Source organism: Leptospira sarikeiensis (genome assembly GCF_004769615.1).
GTDB classification, from domain to species: domain Bacteria; phylum Spirochaetota; class Leptospiria; order Leptospirales; family Leptospiraceae; genus Leptospira_B; species Leptospira_B sarikeiensis.
Map to the genome: position 1 here is coordinate 295306 of NZ_RQGF01000028.1, position 15546 is coordinate 310851.

Annotated in this window: 18 protein-coding genes and 3 tRNA genes; 9 read left to right on the top strand and 12 right to left on the bottom strand. The window is 38.7% G+C overall.

Annotated features, from left to right (window positions below):
- Positions 1-19: 19 nt before the first annotated feature.
- Complete coding sequence (locus tag EHQ64_RS12660) at positions 20-919, bottom strand: hypothetical protein (protein ID WP_246048748.1); 900 nt, start codon at positions 917-919, stop codon at positions 20-22.
- The gene (locus EHQ64_RS12665) at positions 916-1614 is read right to left on the bottom strand and encodes a hypothetical protein (RefSeq protein ID WP_135649842.1); all 699 of its coding nucleotides are present in this window, start codon (positions 1612-1614) and stop codon (positions 916-918) included. Before EHQ64_RS12665 ends, EHQ64_RS12660 begins: the two co-directional genes overlap by 4 nt.
- A gap of 170 nt (positions 1615-1784) precedes the next feature.
- Here EHQ64_RS12665 and EHQ64_RS12670 point away from each other — a divergent pair, with 170 nt between their 5' ends.
- Together EHQ64_RS12670 and EHQ64_RS12675 are read left to right on the top strand one after the other, a co-directional pair.
- A complete protein-coding gene (locus tag EHQ64_RS12670; RefSeq protein ID WP_135649843.1) occupies positions 1785-2687 on the top strand; it encodes a FecR family protein in 903 nt (300 codons plus the stop codon).
- The gene (locus EHQ64_RS12675) at positions 2684-3928 is read left to right on the top strand and encodes a hypothetical protein (RefSeq protein WP_135649844.1); all 1245 of its coding nucleotides are present in this window, start codon (positions 2684-2686) and stop codon (positions 3926-3928) included. Before EHQ64_RS12670 ends, EHQ64_RS12675 begins: the two co-directional genes overlap by 4 nt.
- Before the next feature lie 93 nt (positions 3929-4021).
- Here EHQ64_RS12675 and ompL47 read toward each other — a convergent pair whose 3' ends face one another.
- From ompL47 to EHQ64_RS12725, 10 genes are all read right to left on the bottom strand, one after another.
- The gene (gene ompL47, locus EHQ64_RS12680; protein ID WP_135649845.1) at positions 4022-5062 is read right to left on the bottom strand and encodes a multi-beta-barrel domain surface protein OmpL47; all 1041 of its coding nucleotides are present in this window, start codon (positions 5060-5062) and stop codon (positions 4022-4024) included.
- Between the two features lie 110 nt (positions 5063-5172).
- On the bottom strand, positions 5173-5655 hold the full coding sequence (locus EHQ64_RS12685) for a hypothetical protein (protein WP_135649846.1): 483 nt from the start codon (positions 5653-5655) through the stop codon (positions 5173-5175).
- Positions 5656-5677: 22 nt separating this feature from the next.
- Positions 5678-6304: a YiiX family permuted papain-like enzyme gene (locus EHQ64_RS12690; RefSeq protein ID WP_135649847.1), complete on the bottom strand. Its 627-nt coding sequence runs from the start codon at positions 6302-6304 to the stop codon at positions 5678-5680.
- Positions 6305-6347: 43 nt separating this feature from the next.
- Positions 6348-6692, bottom strand: a complete 345-nt coding sequence (locus EHQ64_RS12695; protein ID WP_135650567.1) for a DUF488 domain-containing protein — start codon at positions 6690-6692, stop codon at positions 6348-6350.
- A gap of 1 nt (position 6693) precedes the next feature.
- A complete protein-coding gene (locus EHQ64_RS12700; RefSeq protein WP_135649848.1) occupies positions 6694-7872 on the bottom strand; it encodes an Acg family FMN-binding oxidoreductase in 1179 nt (392 codons plus the stop codon).
- A 51-nt stretch (positions 7873-7923) separates the two neighbouring features.
- Positions 7924-8400, bottom strand: a complete 477-nt coding sequence (locus EHQ64_RS12705) for an SAM-dependent methyltransferase (RefSeq protein WP_246048787.1) — start codon at positions 8398-8400, stop codon at positions 7924-7926.
- 111 nt (positions 8401-8511) lie between these two features.
- Positions 8512-9102 (bottom strand): hypothetical protein, encoded by a 591-nt coding sequence (locus EHQ64_RS12710; protein WP_135649849.1) that lies wholly within the window; start codon positions 9100-9102, stop codon positions 8512-8514.
- A 14-nt stretch (positions 9103-9116) separates the two neighbouring features.
- Positions 9117-9773: a hypothetical protein gene (locus EHQ64_RS12715; protein ID WP_135649850.1), complete on the bottom strand. Its 657-nt coding sequence runs from the start codon at positions 9771-9773 to the stop codon at positions 9117-9119.
- A 37-nt stretch (positions 9774-9810) separates the two neighbouring features.
- Complete coding sequence (locus EHQ64_RS12720; RefSeq protein WP_135649851.1) at positions 9811-10440, bottom strand: hypothetical protein; 630 nt, start codon at positions 10438-10440, stop codon at positions 9811-9813.
- Positions 10441-10595: 155 nt separating this feature from the next.
- On the bottom strand, positions 10596-11222 hold the full coding sequence (locus EHQ64_RS12725) for a hypothetical protein (RefSeq protein ID WP_135649852.1): 627 nt from the start codon (positions 11220-11222) through the stop codon (positions 10596-10598).
- A gap of 195 nt (positions 11223-11417) precedes the next feature.
- Here EHQ64_RS12725 and sppA point away from each other — a divergent pair, with 195 nt between their 5' ends.
- The 7 genes from sppA (at position 11418) to EHQ64_RS12760 (ending at position 14756) form a co-directional block, all read left to right on the top strand.
- Positions 11418-12383 carry a signal peptide peptidase SppA gene (gene sppA, locus EHQ64_RS12730; RefSeq protein ID WP_135649853.1) on the top strand — a complete coding sequence of 322 codons (966 nt, stop codon included), beginning with the start codon at positions 11418-11420 and terminating at the stop codon, positions 12381-12383.
- 8 nt (positions 12384-12391) lie between these two features.
- Entirely contained in the window at positions 12392-12994 is a 603-nt protein-coding gene (locus EHQ64_RS12735) for a hypothetical protein (protein WP_135649854.1), read from the top strand.
- An 8-nt stretch (positions 12995-13002) separates the two neighbouring features.
- Complete coding sequence (gene surE, locus EHQ64_RS12740) at positions 13003-13755, top strand: 5'/3'-nucleotidase SurE (protein ID WP_135649855.1); 753 nt, start codon at positions 13003-13005, stop codon at positions 13753-13755.
- Positions 13755-14468, top strand: a complete 714-nt coding sequence (locus tag EHQ64_RS12745; RefSeq protein WP_135649856.1) for a tetratricopeptide repeat protein — start codon at positions 13755-13757, stop codon at positions 14466-14468. The genes surE and EHQ64_RS12745 overlap by 1 nt, the downstream gene beginning before the upstream one ends.
- Before the next feature lie 35 nt (positions 14469-14503).
- Positions 14504-14575 (top strand) — tRNA-Pro (locus EHQ64_RS12750).
- A gap of 22 nt (positions 14576-14597) precedes the next feature.
- Positions 14598-14674: transfer RNA gene (locus tag EHQ64_RS12755), tRNA-Arg, on the top strand.
- Positions 14675-14680: 6 nt separating this feature from the next.
- A tRNA-His gene (locus tag EHQ64_RS12760) sits at positions 14681-14756 on the top strand.
- Positions 14757-15546: the final 790 nt, after the last annotated feature.

The window sequence follows — 15546 nt, forward strand, 5'->3', positions numbered from 1 at the left end:
TTTTTAGTTTAAAAAAGTCCTATTTTCCCGGAATCGAATCCAATAGGCTCGACCATTTTCGTCGATCTTCGATACTTATTTTTCCTTTTTTATCATATCGAATATTATAAATTCCAAACTCGCCACGGAACAGTTTCGCAATTTGAGAAGAGGCGGCTTGTTTTCCGCAACCTGAATGTTCCCAGTAATAGGAAATACGATCAGAATTTTGAGATTCGGAAGCCCAATTCAAATTCGAACATTCCTTCTTTTTTCCGGATTCTAATAAGGAATAGATTTCCAAAGGAGAGGAGGTTCTTACCTTATAAACATGAATGGAGAGCATTTCATTCCATAAAAGAAAAGGATCCGATTTTGGGATATATTGCAATAATGCTTGGTCTATACGGTCAATATCGGAGATCAATTTCCATTCTCTACCGTCCAAATGAATGATCTCTCCTTCCGCTTCTATCGACAAATTTTTTCTGAATTGTTTTTTATCAGACTCGTGGACCAAAACTTCAGTTTGCAGATGATTGATCAGGTCCGTATCATTTTTGAGTTCGACTCTGATCCATTTACGGGTTGTTCCGATCTTTCTTATCCAATCCTTATTTTCCGAAATTTTTATTTCTGCTTTTAAAAGTAACTTTCCTGCTTGGATCGGCTTATCCTTTTTAAATAAAAGAATATCTTTCTCTTCGTCTTGAAGCTCATATACTTCCACACTTTCTACATAGGGATTTTTGACTGTGGCACTTATCACAATCCCTAATTTCTTTCCTTCGACTACGTAATCTACTTTTTCGAGTTTAAACCAATCGTTTTCCGTTTTTTTCTTCCGGACCATATCAGGAAAACAGGAAAGCATCAAAATAGAGATAGTAAGTATTATCGAAATTCTTTTAGGATCTCGAAATAGTAAGATAAGATTCAATTCGTCAAAAACCTTTTTCGAATAGAAACGATATGAGCGAATAATACGGAAGGAACAACAAAAGAAGGAAGCCACACATAAGGAAACTGTAATACTGCCTTATTAGGTGTTTCAAAGGAAAGTTTCTGAAAAGGCCCCGGAGCGGATAATATTCCCAAGAACACTATATTGAATAAAAAAATGAGCCCAATTATATTCCAGAGTAAAATCAAATTTTTGGATCCGCTCGGCTTATTTAAGATCAGATAGGCAATGATCGGAGCAGTTAACCCGACGAGTATATCAAAATTCCATCCTACAAATGTCATATGGATCGGGAGCCAGCCATACATCGCTAACCAGTACAAGACCAATTCTACAGGTATCCGAGAAAGATGTAAATAGACCAAACTTTCCGGTGGGATCTTATCAATCCAATCTCGTCCTGCAGGTAATAGAAAGAGAAGGATCAAAAACAGTAAGGGCGGCAGGACCATACATAAAAATCTAGGGGGAAAAGTATCCGTAACTAGATAAAATCCGCTAATACTTAAGACCGTCTGTAATACTAACCATGAGGCCAAAACTAAAAGTATAAATAAAGATCCTAGCCAACTTTTTCTAGTACTAAAAACTAGAGAGAAAAAATACCCTAAAATAGCGAATACGGTGGAGCCGAAAACAATTGGAACAAGTGGAGGAAGGTGGCCCGACATTCAAATTTCCGAAAGAGGCCTAAATCATTAGCATTTCAGAAAATTAGGCAATCATTTTCCGCGAAAATCAGGCCAATTCTTAAGAGCCCTTTTCCGCCTAAACGCCGTATTTTGTTGTAATTCCTACAATATTCTCCTCTAATAATACAGAACTAGTTTCCAGGATAATCATGGCTCTCCAGAATTTCAGACTTCCGATTTTCTTCCGCATGTTGATAAATATCATTGCGGTTATCGTACTTTCTTTCGCACTTATAAACGTTGTTTTCGCAGAACCGAAAAAAGGGATCCAAGAAGATGTTTTCGAATATAAGGTGAAAAAGAACGACACACTCTCAAAGATCGCAAAAGAATTTTTGCAAGATCCAAGAAACTGGAAAGAATTATTAAAATATAATGAAATACCTAATCCTTCTTTGATCCGCGAAGGCACTACTCTGTTAATCCCTGGATTTTTAAGAAAAGATACGATCTCTGCAACTGGGGAAAAGATCCAACCGAACTCAGGACCTGTAGCCGTTGCTGATTTTCAAAAGGGGCAAGTGCAATATTCTAGGGATTTTACTCCAACCGGATTACCTGCAAGTTGGTCCAAACTTGCAAAGGATCAGATCTTGAACACGGAAGACTGGATCCAAACTGGACAAGGCGCTTCTTCTCGAATTATTTTTACTAAAAATGGAACTACCGTAGAGCTTAGAGAAAAAACGATCACTAGGATCCTAAAAACAAGTTCTGAATCGATCGCTGATTATAAAATGAATAAGGACGGAGGGATCCTAGAGTTAAAATCGGGATATCTGGAAGCAAAAGTACCTCCTAAAAAAGCGGGAGACGATTCCCGTAAATTCATGGTAGTAACTCCTACAGCAGTGGTTGGAGTGAGAGGAACCGAACTATATGTAAGCACTCCTGACGATAATAACACTATGGTGGGTTGTTACAAAGGAGAATTAGAAGTTTCCGCAGAAGGTAAGACGGTTGCAGTTCCAGCAGGATTCGGAACTACTGTCGTAAAAGGTCAGGCACCTACTAAACCTGAAAAACTTCCCGAAAAGGTGGAGTTAGAGTGACATCTAAAAAGCGGAATATTAAAAAACTCGAATTTTTATTTTTTTCATTCATATTGTTTCTCTCATTGGGGGAAACGTTTTCGGAACAACAAAGGGTAAGTTTACGCTGGAAACCTAGCCAGGGAGCCGAAAACTATCTAATAGAACTTTCCGAAGATCGGGAATTTCTAAGAGTACATCATTTTTATAAAACGAAAAACTATCGTTATGAATTCGGTCCCCATGATTCTAAATACTATGTTAGAGTTGTTGGAATTAACGCAGACGGTGTCCGTGGAGTTTCTTCTCCGATCATTTCCCTAGAAGCAAAATTCGCCGCAGCACCTAAAGTTAAGGTAGAAAGACCTTCTACAGTCGTAGCTGCTTCCGAAGAATTAAGGATCTCATTAGGAGATCCTAAGACAGGTGGAACTTCTTCTTCCTCTTCTTCTCCCGGTTCCGCAAATTCCCAAAAACAAGTACCAGTTTCTACTTATTATAGAGTGAATGGAGGGGATTGGCAAAAATACGAAGGTTCTATTTCTCTTTCCGAAGAAGGCTGGAACGAAGTTGAATTCTATTCGGAAGATATTTTAGGGAATAAAGAAACTCCTAAAAAAACGAAATATTTAAAAGATACTACTCCACCTCAAGTAAAACTGATCGGAGAAAAAAAAGGACAGTCAGGTCTTATAGAGATCAAATCCGGAGCAGAACTTACATTACAAGTTACTGAAGAAGGTTCCGGAATGGACGAGATCACGATCAATCTTTCTGCGAGGGATGGTAGCGGAGAAGAGGTAAATCTCACTCTCTCCGGAGAAGAGGCAAAAAAACCGATCAAAGTTTCTTCATCCGGTATCGACGGCCTTTCATTATTACGCTGGGAAACGAACGATAAGGCAGGGAATTATATTCAATCCGAAATTCCTTTGCTTGTAGATGCAAAGCCGCCTGCTTGTGTGTTCGCACCGACAGAAGGAAAGCTGAGAGAAGATGGGGTTTATTATCTAAAAGAAAATGGATCCTTAGCAATACGATGCGAAGATCCAGGAACAGGCTCAGGGCTTTCTAAATTAGAATACAAGATCGGGAACGGCCCTCTTACCCAGTATCAATCTCCGATCAGCTTCACTTCCGGAACACATTCGTTAATAGTACAAGCAGTGGACCGAGTAGGAAATCAATCAGAGTTTAAACTTAAGATAAATGCAATCAAACCCGATTGGCAGAAAACGGGATCGGAACTCCAAGAGAAATAATCAGACTTCTTCTCTTTAGATCCGGATCTTTTAAAAAATTAAGAATAGATAAAATAAAGAAAGGGGTTCTTGAAGAAGAACCCCTTTTGATCTCTAATTTTCAGTAGAAGGAGAAGAAGCGGAAGGAGTAGCAGGTTTAGCTGCTGGAGCAGGAGCACTCGGTTTATTATCCACTTTTTGGATCTTAGTTTCAGGAGGAGTGGTATCCACTATAAAAGCGATCTTTTTGACTTCGCTTTCATTTCCTACCGAATCTACAGATTTTGCTTCGATGGTATGATTTCCTTGTGCCTCTACGGAAACAGGATCAGCATAAGTTTTCCATTCTCCAGAATCCAATTTGTAAAAGATCTGTTTAATTCCGGATAATGTATCGGAAGCTTTGATCGTGAAAGCATTCCCGCTCTTTACGAAAATTTTATCTTTAACACTAACGATCGCAGAACCGAAAAGTTCTACTAAAGGTTTTTCCTGATCTACAGTAACTGCCAAAACGGAGTCGGTTGAAGTATTTCCGGATTTATCCGTAGCGGAGAATTTGATCGTATTTACTCCCGCTTTTTCAAGTAAAATCGGTTTACCGTCATAAACTTTAGGCTCAGAACCATTGATAGAAACCTTAATATCTTGAACTCCCGCGAGATTGTCTTGAGCGGTAATAGAATAAGTAAGAGCCTTTGTAGCATAGTTCGTATTTTCATGAACTACTAATGCAGAACTTGGAGTGATCTTAGTGCTTGGAGGGGTATTATCCACAAGAACATTATAATGTTTTTCAGGTTCTTTATTTCCTGCCTTGTCCACAGCTCTATAAGTGATTTTCGTCAAACCTTCTCTTACTAAAGTTATGGAAGAAACATATTTAGTATAATCACCGGATCCAATCTTATACTCGATATAATCTACAGTGGAACCTTCATCTTTCGAATTAAATTCAAAAGAAGATTGAGAATTGATATAAAGATCCGGTTTTTCTGAAGAGGTTTCTCTTTCTGTCCCCGCTGGCTTAGAAGTTTCGGCCTTAGGAGCAACTGACTTTGGAGGAGTCGAACTTGTGCTAGGCGGAGTTTGAGCAAAAATAGCACTGGAGACTAGCAAACTCGCTAGAAGGACCCATAAGGGATGACGATTCATTATTTTCTCCATTAGAAAATTAGTGTTATCACTGTTTGACGAAGAAAATCCAAGGAATCCGTCCCTTTACTGACAGAAATTCGGAAAAATCCTAGGGCATAAAAAGCAGTCTATTTTGGGATTTTTTTGGAAAAAGATCCTACCTTCCAAAATTTGTAAACCGGTAGAAAACTGCCTAAAACAGGCAATAACATCAATATAGCGTAGAATCTGGAGAAAGTAGATTCTACATCTTCCGTAATTGCTTTAGTAGTATTATATAATGTCAGATCCTCTTGGATTACAGTACATAAATTGTAATTTTTTAATGTAGAATATACGAAATAAATCGGAATGTACGCGATATAAAAATATAAACAGATCAAAAAAGGAAAAACTACAAACGCCATTCCGACAAGTCCTCCCGAAGGAAGCCCATACCAAACCAGAAATAGAGCTAAGACTGAAACTGAAAATGCGACTTGAGTGAACAGAAAGAAAATACTATTGTCTTTCTGAGTGCAAGTACCAGCTTCTGCGAGGATAATACAAATAGGAATAAGCAGAAATAGAATATCTCCGAACCAAAATAAGATTTTTTTAAATAGATTCATTCTTCTGAAAAATTCCTAAAATTCAATTCTCTGAAACGGTAATAAGAGTTGGCGATTCAAACATGGATTGAGGAGAAATTACATCTTCTTCCAACGGAATGTTCTTACCGTATCGTTTTTTCATGATTTTTTTCACCATCGGATGACTCAAATCATAATCTCCCAATTTTTTCAATTCTCCGACCTCAATATTAGCCGAATCTTTATATAATTTCCAAATCAATTCAGTACAATAGATCCTATCATCGGACCATTCAAAATAAAGATCGTAATTTTTACCAAGGAAGGAAGCTCCCTTGGTTTTCATTTTATCTAGGATATCTTTGGATAAATTTTTATCTTTTACTCGTTTGATCACATAATGTTTTGAGATCCCTTTATCCACAAATTTTTTCAAAGATATCCATCTTACCGGTTGAACAGCCTCCAATACTTCCAAACCGTTTCCTCTGTCTAAGATAATCCCTGTATGAGTGTATCTGGATTTTGTAACCAGTTTAATCGCCTTTGCTTGTTCCGAATTCGTTTCTTGAAAAATAATATCCCCCTCTTTTAATAAAGACGGATTAAGATTTATTTCCTTAGGGATCAGTGGAAATGCCAGGATCAATAAAATAAGGATAAGGTAATATTTAATTTTTAAGAACATATTTATCTCTTTTATATAAAAGAATAAGACCCTTCAATAAAGTTTAACGGTCCAAAAATTCCTTTAATGCGATCGCATTATTGTATTCTAGATTTTTAGAAGAGTAGAGGAACGTAATTATTTTTACATCTAAGGCATCTTTCAATTTTCGGACACCTTCCAGATTGGATCTTAATTCTTTCCAATATCTTTGTTTAAACTCTTTCCAATGTTCTATATCGTGATCATACCATTTTCTAAGTTCGTTACTTGGAGATATTTCCTTTAGCCAAAGATCTATCTTTCCAGCTTCTTTGCTGATGCCTCTCGGCCATAACCTATCTACAAGTATTCTCTTACCGTCTTGTCTGGAAGGAGCTTCGTAAACTCTTTTGATCTTAATTTCCATTCTACCCTGTAATAAAACTTTGAGGTTCTCTTCTTGGGCTATAATAATGATAGTCACTTTTTCCTAAACGAACCAACATCTGTATTTTTTCTCCAGGCTTCAGAGTGGATTCGAATTCATTTCGCAAAGTATCCATTTCAGGATATTCTTGTAAAATTTGACTCATTGGATGAAGTGCGAAACCATTCTTAGTTGTCGCCAAATGTAATCGTAAGTAGTCCCTTCCCGCTTGCACCCAATCTATAATTTCATTTTGTTTTGTTTTGAGAAAAATAAAACCTTTAGAACTCTCTACTTGAGAAGAGAACATTTCCATTCCGGCTTTTTTATTTTCATCCGAATGCCAACTTTCCGTTCCCGGCTTTAAGAAGAAGTTTCGAGCGAAAAAATATTTTATACCGGAAACTCCGGTGGCCCTTAAAGAAAGCCCGTCTTTAAATTTTCCGATCTCTTCGTCGTTGTAACGGAACCATATTCTGGATTCGTCATAAGTATTCTTTGTATCCGTTTCGACCTGCATAGCAGCGATCAATTGTTTGATCAATTTTTCCGATCCTGCTCTTTGCACAAATTTCAATTCGGAGTATAGAACAGCGGAATCTTTCCTGATCTTTTCGAAATCGTCTTGAGTTAGGTCTTCTCCTTCATAAATACTTCTACGAGTTACTCTTTCCGTAATAAACCCTGACAATGGATTACGGATCAGATCCGATTGTTTATTCAAAATTATTTTTGCGATAGGCTTCTTACCTATATCCGAAGTTGTATATTTTCCGTCCGGAAAAAGTAATATATCGGAAGAGTATCCCAATACTTGCATGCCTAAGCTTAAGTTCTCTAGAAAGGTTCCTTGGCCTATATGGATTTGTCTAAAACTTGGATCCGTATCTTTTAATAAACGTTTTTCATCTACAAATAGAAGTGCGGAATGATCGTCTAAAATTTTAAATTTCCATGCTTGGACATTATGGGGATTGGGAGCAGTGATCCCAATACGGATCGCCTTCATGATCGGAGAAACATTCTCCGAAAGAAATTCCGGATCGAAAGGATCTTTTCTTTCGTAATCTGCCCTAGTATTTGAAGAGCCCTTGCAATAGTTTAAGATCTGAGGAACTGAGAGAAAAACTCCGAAAGTAATACCGTATTTTAAAAACGTTCTTCGACTGATGGAAACCATGGCCGAAAAACCTAAGTGAATTTAGAATTCAGTCAATCGAATTCGAGAATATTATTCCCAATAATTTATCATCAATTCTTTGGACCAATCCGGTTGAGATATTCCGGACATCGGTAGGAATTCCCTCATCACTGGCTTTATATCTACTACCGGAGTTCCATCAATCGCGTCTAGATATTTTACGAGAAGTTTACGACCATCTCTTCTTAGAAGCTCGACAATAGTAGATCCGATATGATTCGGACGATTTTTCTTTCTTTGAGCGAAGATCCCTACCTTGGGCCATCTTTTATTTTCCCGGGGGTGCTCACTTCCTAGTACTGGTTTATTTTCAATTGTTTTATGAAATATATAGATGATCTCTAAATGCGAGAAAGTATCTATCCCGTCCAAGGATTCAGGAGAAATATCAGGCTCCAGCTCTATTTCAGAAACGATCTCCGCCCAATAATCGTCCTGCATTTCTGATCTTGAATTTGAGACCTTTGCGATCGGCCGAATTGTGAATTCCATAAAGGTATCTTCCATCAAAAAGATAACCTAAGAGACGGAAAAAAAGCGTATTACGCAAGGAATTAACTAAAAATAGTTTTTGAAAGTAGATAACGGGGACAAAATCATCCCCGTTGTTAATAGAAATCAGTTCCCGGCTTCAGGTTTTGCTCTTAAGTATTCTTTGAACAAAATTAAACTTTTATCAGCAACAAGAATAGTAATAGGTTCCGAGCCAGCATACAATCGGATCGTAAATTCGCTGGACTGAAGAATTGAGTCCTCATCTTCCTTTTTCAAAAGAAAGGTGCCTGAAAGTTCCTTATGCGATTGAGATGAAGCAATAACTCCCATCGGCGTGACGTTTGCGTTTACTTTAGTAATAGTTTGTGCGGTGGCATTTCCAAAAGTTAAAGAGCTAGTTTTCTCGTTTATCTTCAAAAAACCGCTTTTTTCAATGGAGCCATACTGAGCTGGAGCTCGCAAAGAAAACCTAGCGACAGTCGGATAAACCTTATCTTGGCCGATTTCTCTAGTAAAATCTATTGTAACGCTATATTTTTTCTTACTAGTCCCGAATAAAGTTTCGGCGCCGGGATCTTCGGATTTAAGTTTCAATTTTAAATTCACTGCATGAACATTTTTATAATTATCCTTCGTAATTTTTACTTTTCCTAATGAACTGCATTCGATCAGGACTAAAGTTAAAACAAAGGATATAAATATCTTCTTAAACAATTTAAATACTCTTTTTATTGATTTATTCCCGGCTTAGCTTTCAGGAATTTTTTCACATCTTCCAGATCTGACTCGACGAACGGAATAGTAATCGGGAATGCTCCGGAATAAAGCCTTATAGCGAAATATTTAGAGTTCAATATTTCTAATTCTTGTTCCTTCGTTAATAAAAAGGTTCCAGTAAGTTCCTTATGAGTACTGCTACTAGTGCTTGTGGACGTTTTAGTTTCTGTAGATTGACCTTTGCCGACGGAACTAGTCGAGCTAGAAAGACCCGAGGAATTATTTTTTGTGGTCGTGGTAGTTGTAACATCCGTATGATAGGTTGTTACTGCTTGAGAATCCAAATTTCCTAAAACCAAGGTCGTATCCTTATCCCCGATCCGAACGAATCCACTTCTTTCTAAAGGATGGCTATCTTCATTTGCGAATACTTTAAATCTCGCGACCGTAGGAGTGGTTTTTGTTTCACCGATTTCCCTAGAAAAATCAAAAAGAGTAATATATCTTACCCAAGAGTTCCCGATTTTCTCATCAGAGACCTGCCTCATTTTCATAGTTACGATATGAGTCTTTTTGAAATCGTCATTTATAATGATTACTTCTCCGAAGGTCTTACAACCTTCCAGAAAGAACATCATAGAAAAAATCAAAGTCAAAATCCGAAACAAGTCACCACTCCTAATATTACGAATTTATATTAATTCCTTATTCAGGTCGAGCAGTTAGATATTCTTTAAATTTATCCAGATCACTCTCTTCGATTACGACGGTAATCGGCTCCGCACCAGAATAGAATCTTATCGTAAAGCTGTTCGACTTCAGAATTTCATCTTCTTCTTCTTTCTTTAGTAGGAAAGTTGTATTTAATCTAAGATGAGTACTGCTACTAGTAGTAACCCCAGTGCCTGTTCCTGCTCCATAACCGTAAGAGGGAGCTGAAGTATTTCCACCTTGAGCATTACTTCTAGTTACCGTAGTAGTTACCGATTGAACGGAAGAATTTCCGAAAGCCAATTGGCTCATTTTTTCTCCAATCTTCAAAAAACCGCTACGTTCAAGCCCTGTATTTTGGGTAGTCGCGAAGACAGTGACTCTTCCTATTGTAGGAACCAATTTACCCTCTCCGATCTCTCTGGTAAAATCCATTTCAACGCGGTATTTAGTAAATGGGGTGTCTATTAGAGTCCCTAATATAGATTCTTCAGACTTCAGTTCTAATTTTAAGTTAACCGTGTGTGAATTCTTAAAATTATCTTTTGTAATCCTCACGACTCCAAAAGTGCAACCAACTGCTGATATTAATAATAAGGATATAGCGAATAACCTTCTAAACATTCAAATCTCCAATATAGATACAATCCAATCAATGTTGGACTTCCGACAAGTCAACAGCGTATTTATGCATAATTCTAATAAAAAATTGATCTATGGAAGCTAGTTCAAAACAACGTTATCCCAAATATAATAATTAATTAATAAAGCCCAAAAACTTAATCAGACTCCATCCCGGGCTTCGCTTTTAAATAGTATTTTACGGTATCCAGATCATAATCCGTAAAGGCAATGGTGATTGGCCAAGCTCCTGCATAAAATCGAATTACGAACGAATTTGTTTTTAGAATCTCCTGCTCTTGCTCAGAAGATATTAAGAAAGTTCCGCTAAACTCTTTATGAACCTTACTACTCACGCTTACGCTCGTTTTTTGGCCGACTATCGGTTTACCAAAATTGTCTAGCCCTCCACTCGAAGTAGAGGAGCTGGAACTATAGGTAGTAACGGATTGAGTCCCGACATTTCCGAAAACTAAATCCGTACTTTTAGTTCCGATCTTTATAAATCCGGTTCGCTCGAGAGAATTATTTAATCCGGAGCCGAAAATCGTAAATCTAACGATTGTAGGAACCACCTTCGTATCACCAATCTCTCGAGTAAAATCAAGAATAACTTTGTATTGACGCCAACTCTCGGGCTGTTCTTCATACGAATCTTGAGACATCTTTAAATTTACAATATGAGCTTTTTTGAAATTGTCTCGGAAAATTACGACTTCTCCGAAGGAAGAACAACTCACGATCGAAGAGATGAATATTATAAAAAGAATAACTTTTTTAAACAAAGATAGACTCCTTAATTCGCGATGACATGAATAATTCCTTAGACAAAAGTTTGTCAAGTAGGACAATAAAGGCATCTGGCAACTCCTCTTTGAAATGAAATATTTTCGCTAATTCCCCGTTTCTACTTCCCCCAAATGGGATGATGCCTCGCTATTTCATTGACAGGGGATACGTACCGAGTTCCAATCTATTTTGTGGATCGAAACCGTATCGCCTTAGCAGTCACCTTTGTTGTCACTATTCTTTCCTTGTTCGTAGGACTTATCAATTTAGTGTCCAACCTATCCTCTTCCAAGCTTACAAAAGTAGATGCAGGTTCCGGCTTTGGGACCGACAGGTTGGGAGCGGTCTTAGTTAAGATCGAAGGAGAAATTCACTCCGGTCATTCCAGCTATGATTCCGCCGGCGCGCAAACCGTATTGGAACAACTCAGATCGATCGAAGACGACTCGAATATAGTGGGGGTTTTGATCGAGATCAATTCTCCGGGGGGTTCCGTAGGAGCTTCTCAAGAGATCTACCAAGAGTTGATGTATCTTCGAAAAGAAAAAAATAAGAAGGTAGTCGTCTCCATGAAGGACATCGCTGCCTCAGGCGGTTATTATATAGCTTCCGCTGCGGACAAAATTTTCGCGTTAGGTGGAACTCTTACCGGTTCGATCGGAGTTATCGCGATCGCTCCGAATATCAAAGGGCTACTGGAAAGATATGGAGTAAAAGTCCGGACGTTTAAAGAAGGAAAGTATAAGGATTCACTCTCTCTTTTTCGGGACAATACCCCGGAAGAAGATGCTATGATCCAAAAAATGCTTTCGGATACGTATGAAGAATTCATCGAAGATGTCGCAAAAGGAAGAAATCAAACCGTAAAATTCGTAGAAGCAATGGCAGAAGGTAGAGTTTACTCGGGACAAGATGCGTTCAGAAACAAATTAGTGGATGATATCGGAGGCAGACGAGAAGCCTTAAAAGAACTTTCCAAACTTTGCAATTACGACGGTATATTACCTTTATATGAAGAAGAAGTAAATCCTTTGGATAAACTGATCCAACTTTTGCAAGCGAAGTCAGGAGGATTTTTCGGTGGAGAAAAAATATTCCTACAGGAACTCAAACGTTCTCCGGTATTAGTCCTATATCCTCAGTCAATGGCTTGGTAAGAAGATCCGTGTTCAAAGAATTATTCAGTAGATTTATAGATCTTTTAGACGCGGTTTTATTCGAACCGTTCAGAGTCGAAAATGTAATCTCCTCTTGGGGGACGCGCCCGCTTAAAATTATAAGTATCCTGATCCTAGTTTTGGCTTCCGTAAGTGCAGGCGGAGGGTATGTATTTATATCTCCACCATTTACAGGCAGAAGTTTCATACAATTTGTAGTCGCTACAGCGGCTCATTTTTTGTTCTTCCTATTCTTACCTTATATAATCGCATACATTATCGACGGCTTCGCACAATCAAAAGGTAAAAAGGGAAATGCTAATATTACGGTACGTTTTGCAAAATTTTCTTTATCCCTTTTTATTTCCATCGCAGCCTGGGCAATTCTACTAGCCCAATTAGGACTCAAAGGGCAATTCGGGGTTATCACTTTATATTCCATACATTATGGATTTTTTATCGCAGTTTTGGTCCGAGGAACTTCCTATATTTATGATATAAAGTTTAGGGATTCCTTAATGATAAACATATTCACATTTATTCTTACGTTCTCACTTCCAGTAACAATGTATTTCGTAATAAAAACGTCGTTTAACCCTTCTCTTCCTTAATTTATAATATGAACATATTAATCACTAACGACGACGGAATTTCTTCAAATGGAATTCTTGCGCTCGAAAAAGTTTTAGGAAAAGAGCATAATACTTTCCTAATAGCTCCGTTAAAGGAACGTTCCGCCACTTCTATGGCACTTAGTATTCACGATTCTTTAAGAGTAGAAAGAGTAAACGAAAACCATTATATCGTGGATGGGTTTCCCGTCGATTGTGTGAACATAGGCTTGCATGGGAATATCTTTCCTAAAATCGATCTAGTCTTATCAGGGATTAATCGAGGAGTGAATATGGGCCACGATGTTCATTACTCCGGAACAGTCGGAGCTGCAAGGCATGGAGCGATCCATAATTATAGAAGTGTAGCGGTGAGTTCCGGAAATTGGGATAAAACTTACGATTACATAAGGGAAGCAGAATTAGTTAAAGACATATTAAACGTTTGGTTAGAAGAATTTTTGCCAGGAACGGTTTATAATATTAATATTCCCGAAAAGTTCGAGAGTTCTCTTTCCTCCATACAAGTTGCAAGACTCGGAAAAAGAACCTATGTGGATACGTACGAATCCAAACCGATCATTGGAGGAATTTCCGATTTCTTTTTGGGTGGATCCGATCTTGGACATGTACAGGAAGAAGGTACCGACTTCGATATATTCTTTCGTGGGAAGATCCCGATCACACCTTTAAGCCTGGATCAAACTTCCGGAAATGAATTGGAAGAATTTAGAAAAAGGATCCGGGTAAGATCGAAATAATGGAAAAAAAGACTCAAAGAAAGATCCCTGCGAAAAGAAGGATTTTCACTGAAATTCTAAAAGAGAATTATACTTTCGCTATTACTCTTATAGACAGGGAAATTTCTGAGTCCGGAAAAGACCCGGAACTACTTTATAATTTCGCAATATGTTGCTCTCGGACCGGAAATCACAAAAAATGCGTGTCCGTGATAGAAGAATTGATGGAAGAATTCCCTAAATTCTCCGAGAGAGACAACGCTTTCCGTATGATGATCTACTCTTTGATACGGACCGGGAATTATAAGACCGCTCTGGAAAAAACGGAAGAAAGGCTTAAACTTTCTTTGGACGATATCATTCTACTTTCTCTAAAAGCCTCCGCTTTGGAAAAATCCGGAGACATCAAGGCTGCAGTAGAAACACATCTACGGATCCTACGATTGAGGCCCGACCAAAAAAACAGCTTAAACTCCGTAGCTTATCTTCTTTTGGAAGGAAAAGAGCCAAATCCGGAAGAGATCAAAATGGCGATGGAGAATATCAAACGAGCACTTCAATTGGATCCCGAAAATCCAGCCTATTTGGATTCTTTCGGAGTTCTACTTTCCAAATTGGGAAAAACCGAAGAAGCTCGCAAAGCCTTCGAAAAGGCCATCATCAAAGCCCCGGCCGAAGATATCATTTTAGAGCACCTGAAAAAACTCTCTCAAACAAATAAACAAGCGACTTGACACCTCGACCTTCTGCGAAATTATGGACTTCGATCCGGGATGTAGCGCAGTGGTAGCGCATCTGTTTTGGGTACAGAGGGTCGCAGGTTCAACTCCTGTCATCCCGAATCCCTCTTTTACAAAGCAAAAGACTCGGTAGCTCAGTTGGATAGAGCAACTGCCTTCTAAGCAGTGGGTCGGGGGTTCGAATCCCTCTCGGGTCACCAAACATGGTGGACGTAGCTCAGTTGGTAGAGCTCCAGATTGTGGTTCTGGCTGTCGCGGGTTCAAGCCCCGTCGTTCACCCCAGTTTTCTTCCTTAGATCAGAAAATAATTCAAACAATCAATAATGTTAGGGCTTGAAGCGAATGCTTGAAAGCGTTCATAGCGACCCATCGGAAGCGTAAATGAACGCGACCGAGACACAGGATGTGTCGAGGCAAGCAAGAGACGCCGTGGAGCCAAGTCGAGCAGGATGCGAGACTGCGTAACGGCAAGCCCCGTCGTTCACCCCAGTTTTCTTCTATCAAAAAGATCAATTTAACTTAATCAAAAAGATTCAAAGTGGCTTGAAGCTTTTGCACGAAAGTATTTGCAGCGATCCGTAGAGAGCGTCGCAAATACGCCGCAAGCCATGGATGGCGAAGCGAGTGTAAAGGACGCCCCAGAGCATAGTTGGCCAGGATGGGCAACTGCGTCGGGGCAAGCTTGAGACGCCGTGGAGCCAAGTCTAACACGAAGTGAGACTGCACAGAATTTCGACCCATCGAGAGAAATTCTATTTCTAAGTTTTAAAACGGATCAACCTAGCTACTCGTAGAGAGTTTACAATTTCGAATTCAGAAATCTTTTCAGCTCGAGCTCTTCGATTCTAAATCTTGTCGTAAGAGAGCATTGCTGAATGAAAATTCCCATTAGTTCATACAAAATCCTCAGACCCCGCCCTGATGGGTGGGGGCCGGAGCGTAGCGGTGGAAATCTTCTATCGCAGAAAAACCCACCTTTCACAAGTTAAATTTCGAAACGATTTGTAGGAGCTCCTACATAAAATTCTAATATAAATCGCGCTTGCATAAATTGAAATTCTATGATAGAGAA

Excerpts from the sequence above, each read along its gene's own strand:
- EHQ64_RS12665 (WP_135649842.1), bottom strand. The coding sequence starts at position 1,614 with ATGTCGGGCCACCTTCCTCCACTTGTTCCAATTGTTTTCGGCTCCACC.
- EHQ64_RS12670 (WP_135649843.1), top strand. The coding sequence starts at position 1,785 with ATGGCTCTCCAGAATTTCAGACTTCCGATTTTCTTCCGCATGTTGATA.
- ompL47 (WP_135649845.1), bottom strand. The coding sequence starts at position 5,062 with ATGAATCGTCATCCCTTATGGGTCCTTCTAGCGAGTTTGCTAGTCTCC.
- EHQ64_RS12685 (WP_135649846.1), bottom strand. The coding sequence starts at position 5,655 with ATGAATCTATTTAAAAAAATCTTATTTTGGTTCGGAGATATTCTATTT.
- EHQ64_RS12690 (WP_135649847.1), bottom strand. The coding sequence starts at position 6,304 with ATGTTCTTAAAAATTAAATATTACCTTATCCTTATTTTATTGATCCTG.
- EHQ64_RS12695 (WP_135650567.1), bottom strand. The coding sequence starts at position 6,692 with ATGGAAATTAAGATCAAAAGAGTTTACGAAGCTCCTTCCAGACAAGAC.
- EHQ64_RS12700 (WP_135649848.1), bottom strand. The coding sequence starts at position 7,872 with ATGGTTTCCATCAGTCGAAGAACGTTTTTAAAATACGGTATTACTTTC.
- EHQ64_RS12705 (WP_246048787.1), bottom strand. The coding sequence starts at position 8,400 with ATGGAAGATACCTTTATGGAATTCACAATTCGGCCGATCGCAAAGGTC.
- EHQ64_RS12720 (WP_135649851.1), bottom strand. The coding sequence starts at position 10,440 with ATGTTTAGAAGGTTATTCGCTATATCCTTATTATTAATATCAGCAGTT.
- surE (WP_135649855.1), top strand. The coding sequence starts at position 13,003 with ATGAACATATTAATCACTAACGACGACGGAATTTCTTCAAATGGAATT.
- EHQ64_RS12745 (WP_135649856.1), top strand. The coding sequence starts at position 13,755 with ATGGAAAAAAAGACTCAAAGAAAGATCCCTGCGAAAAGAAGGATTTTC.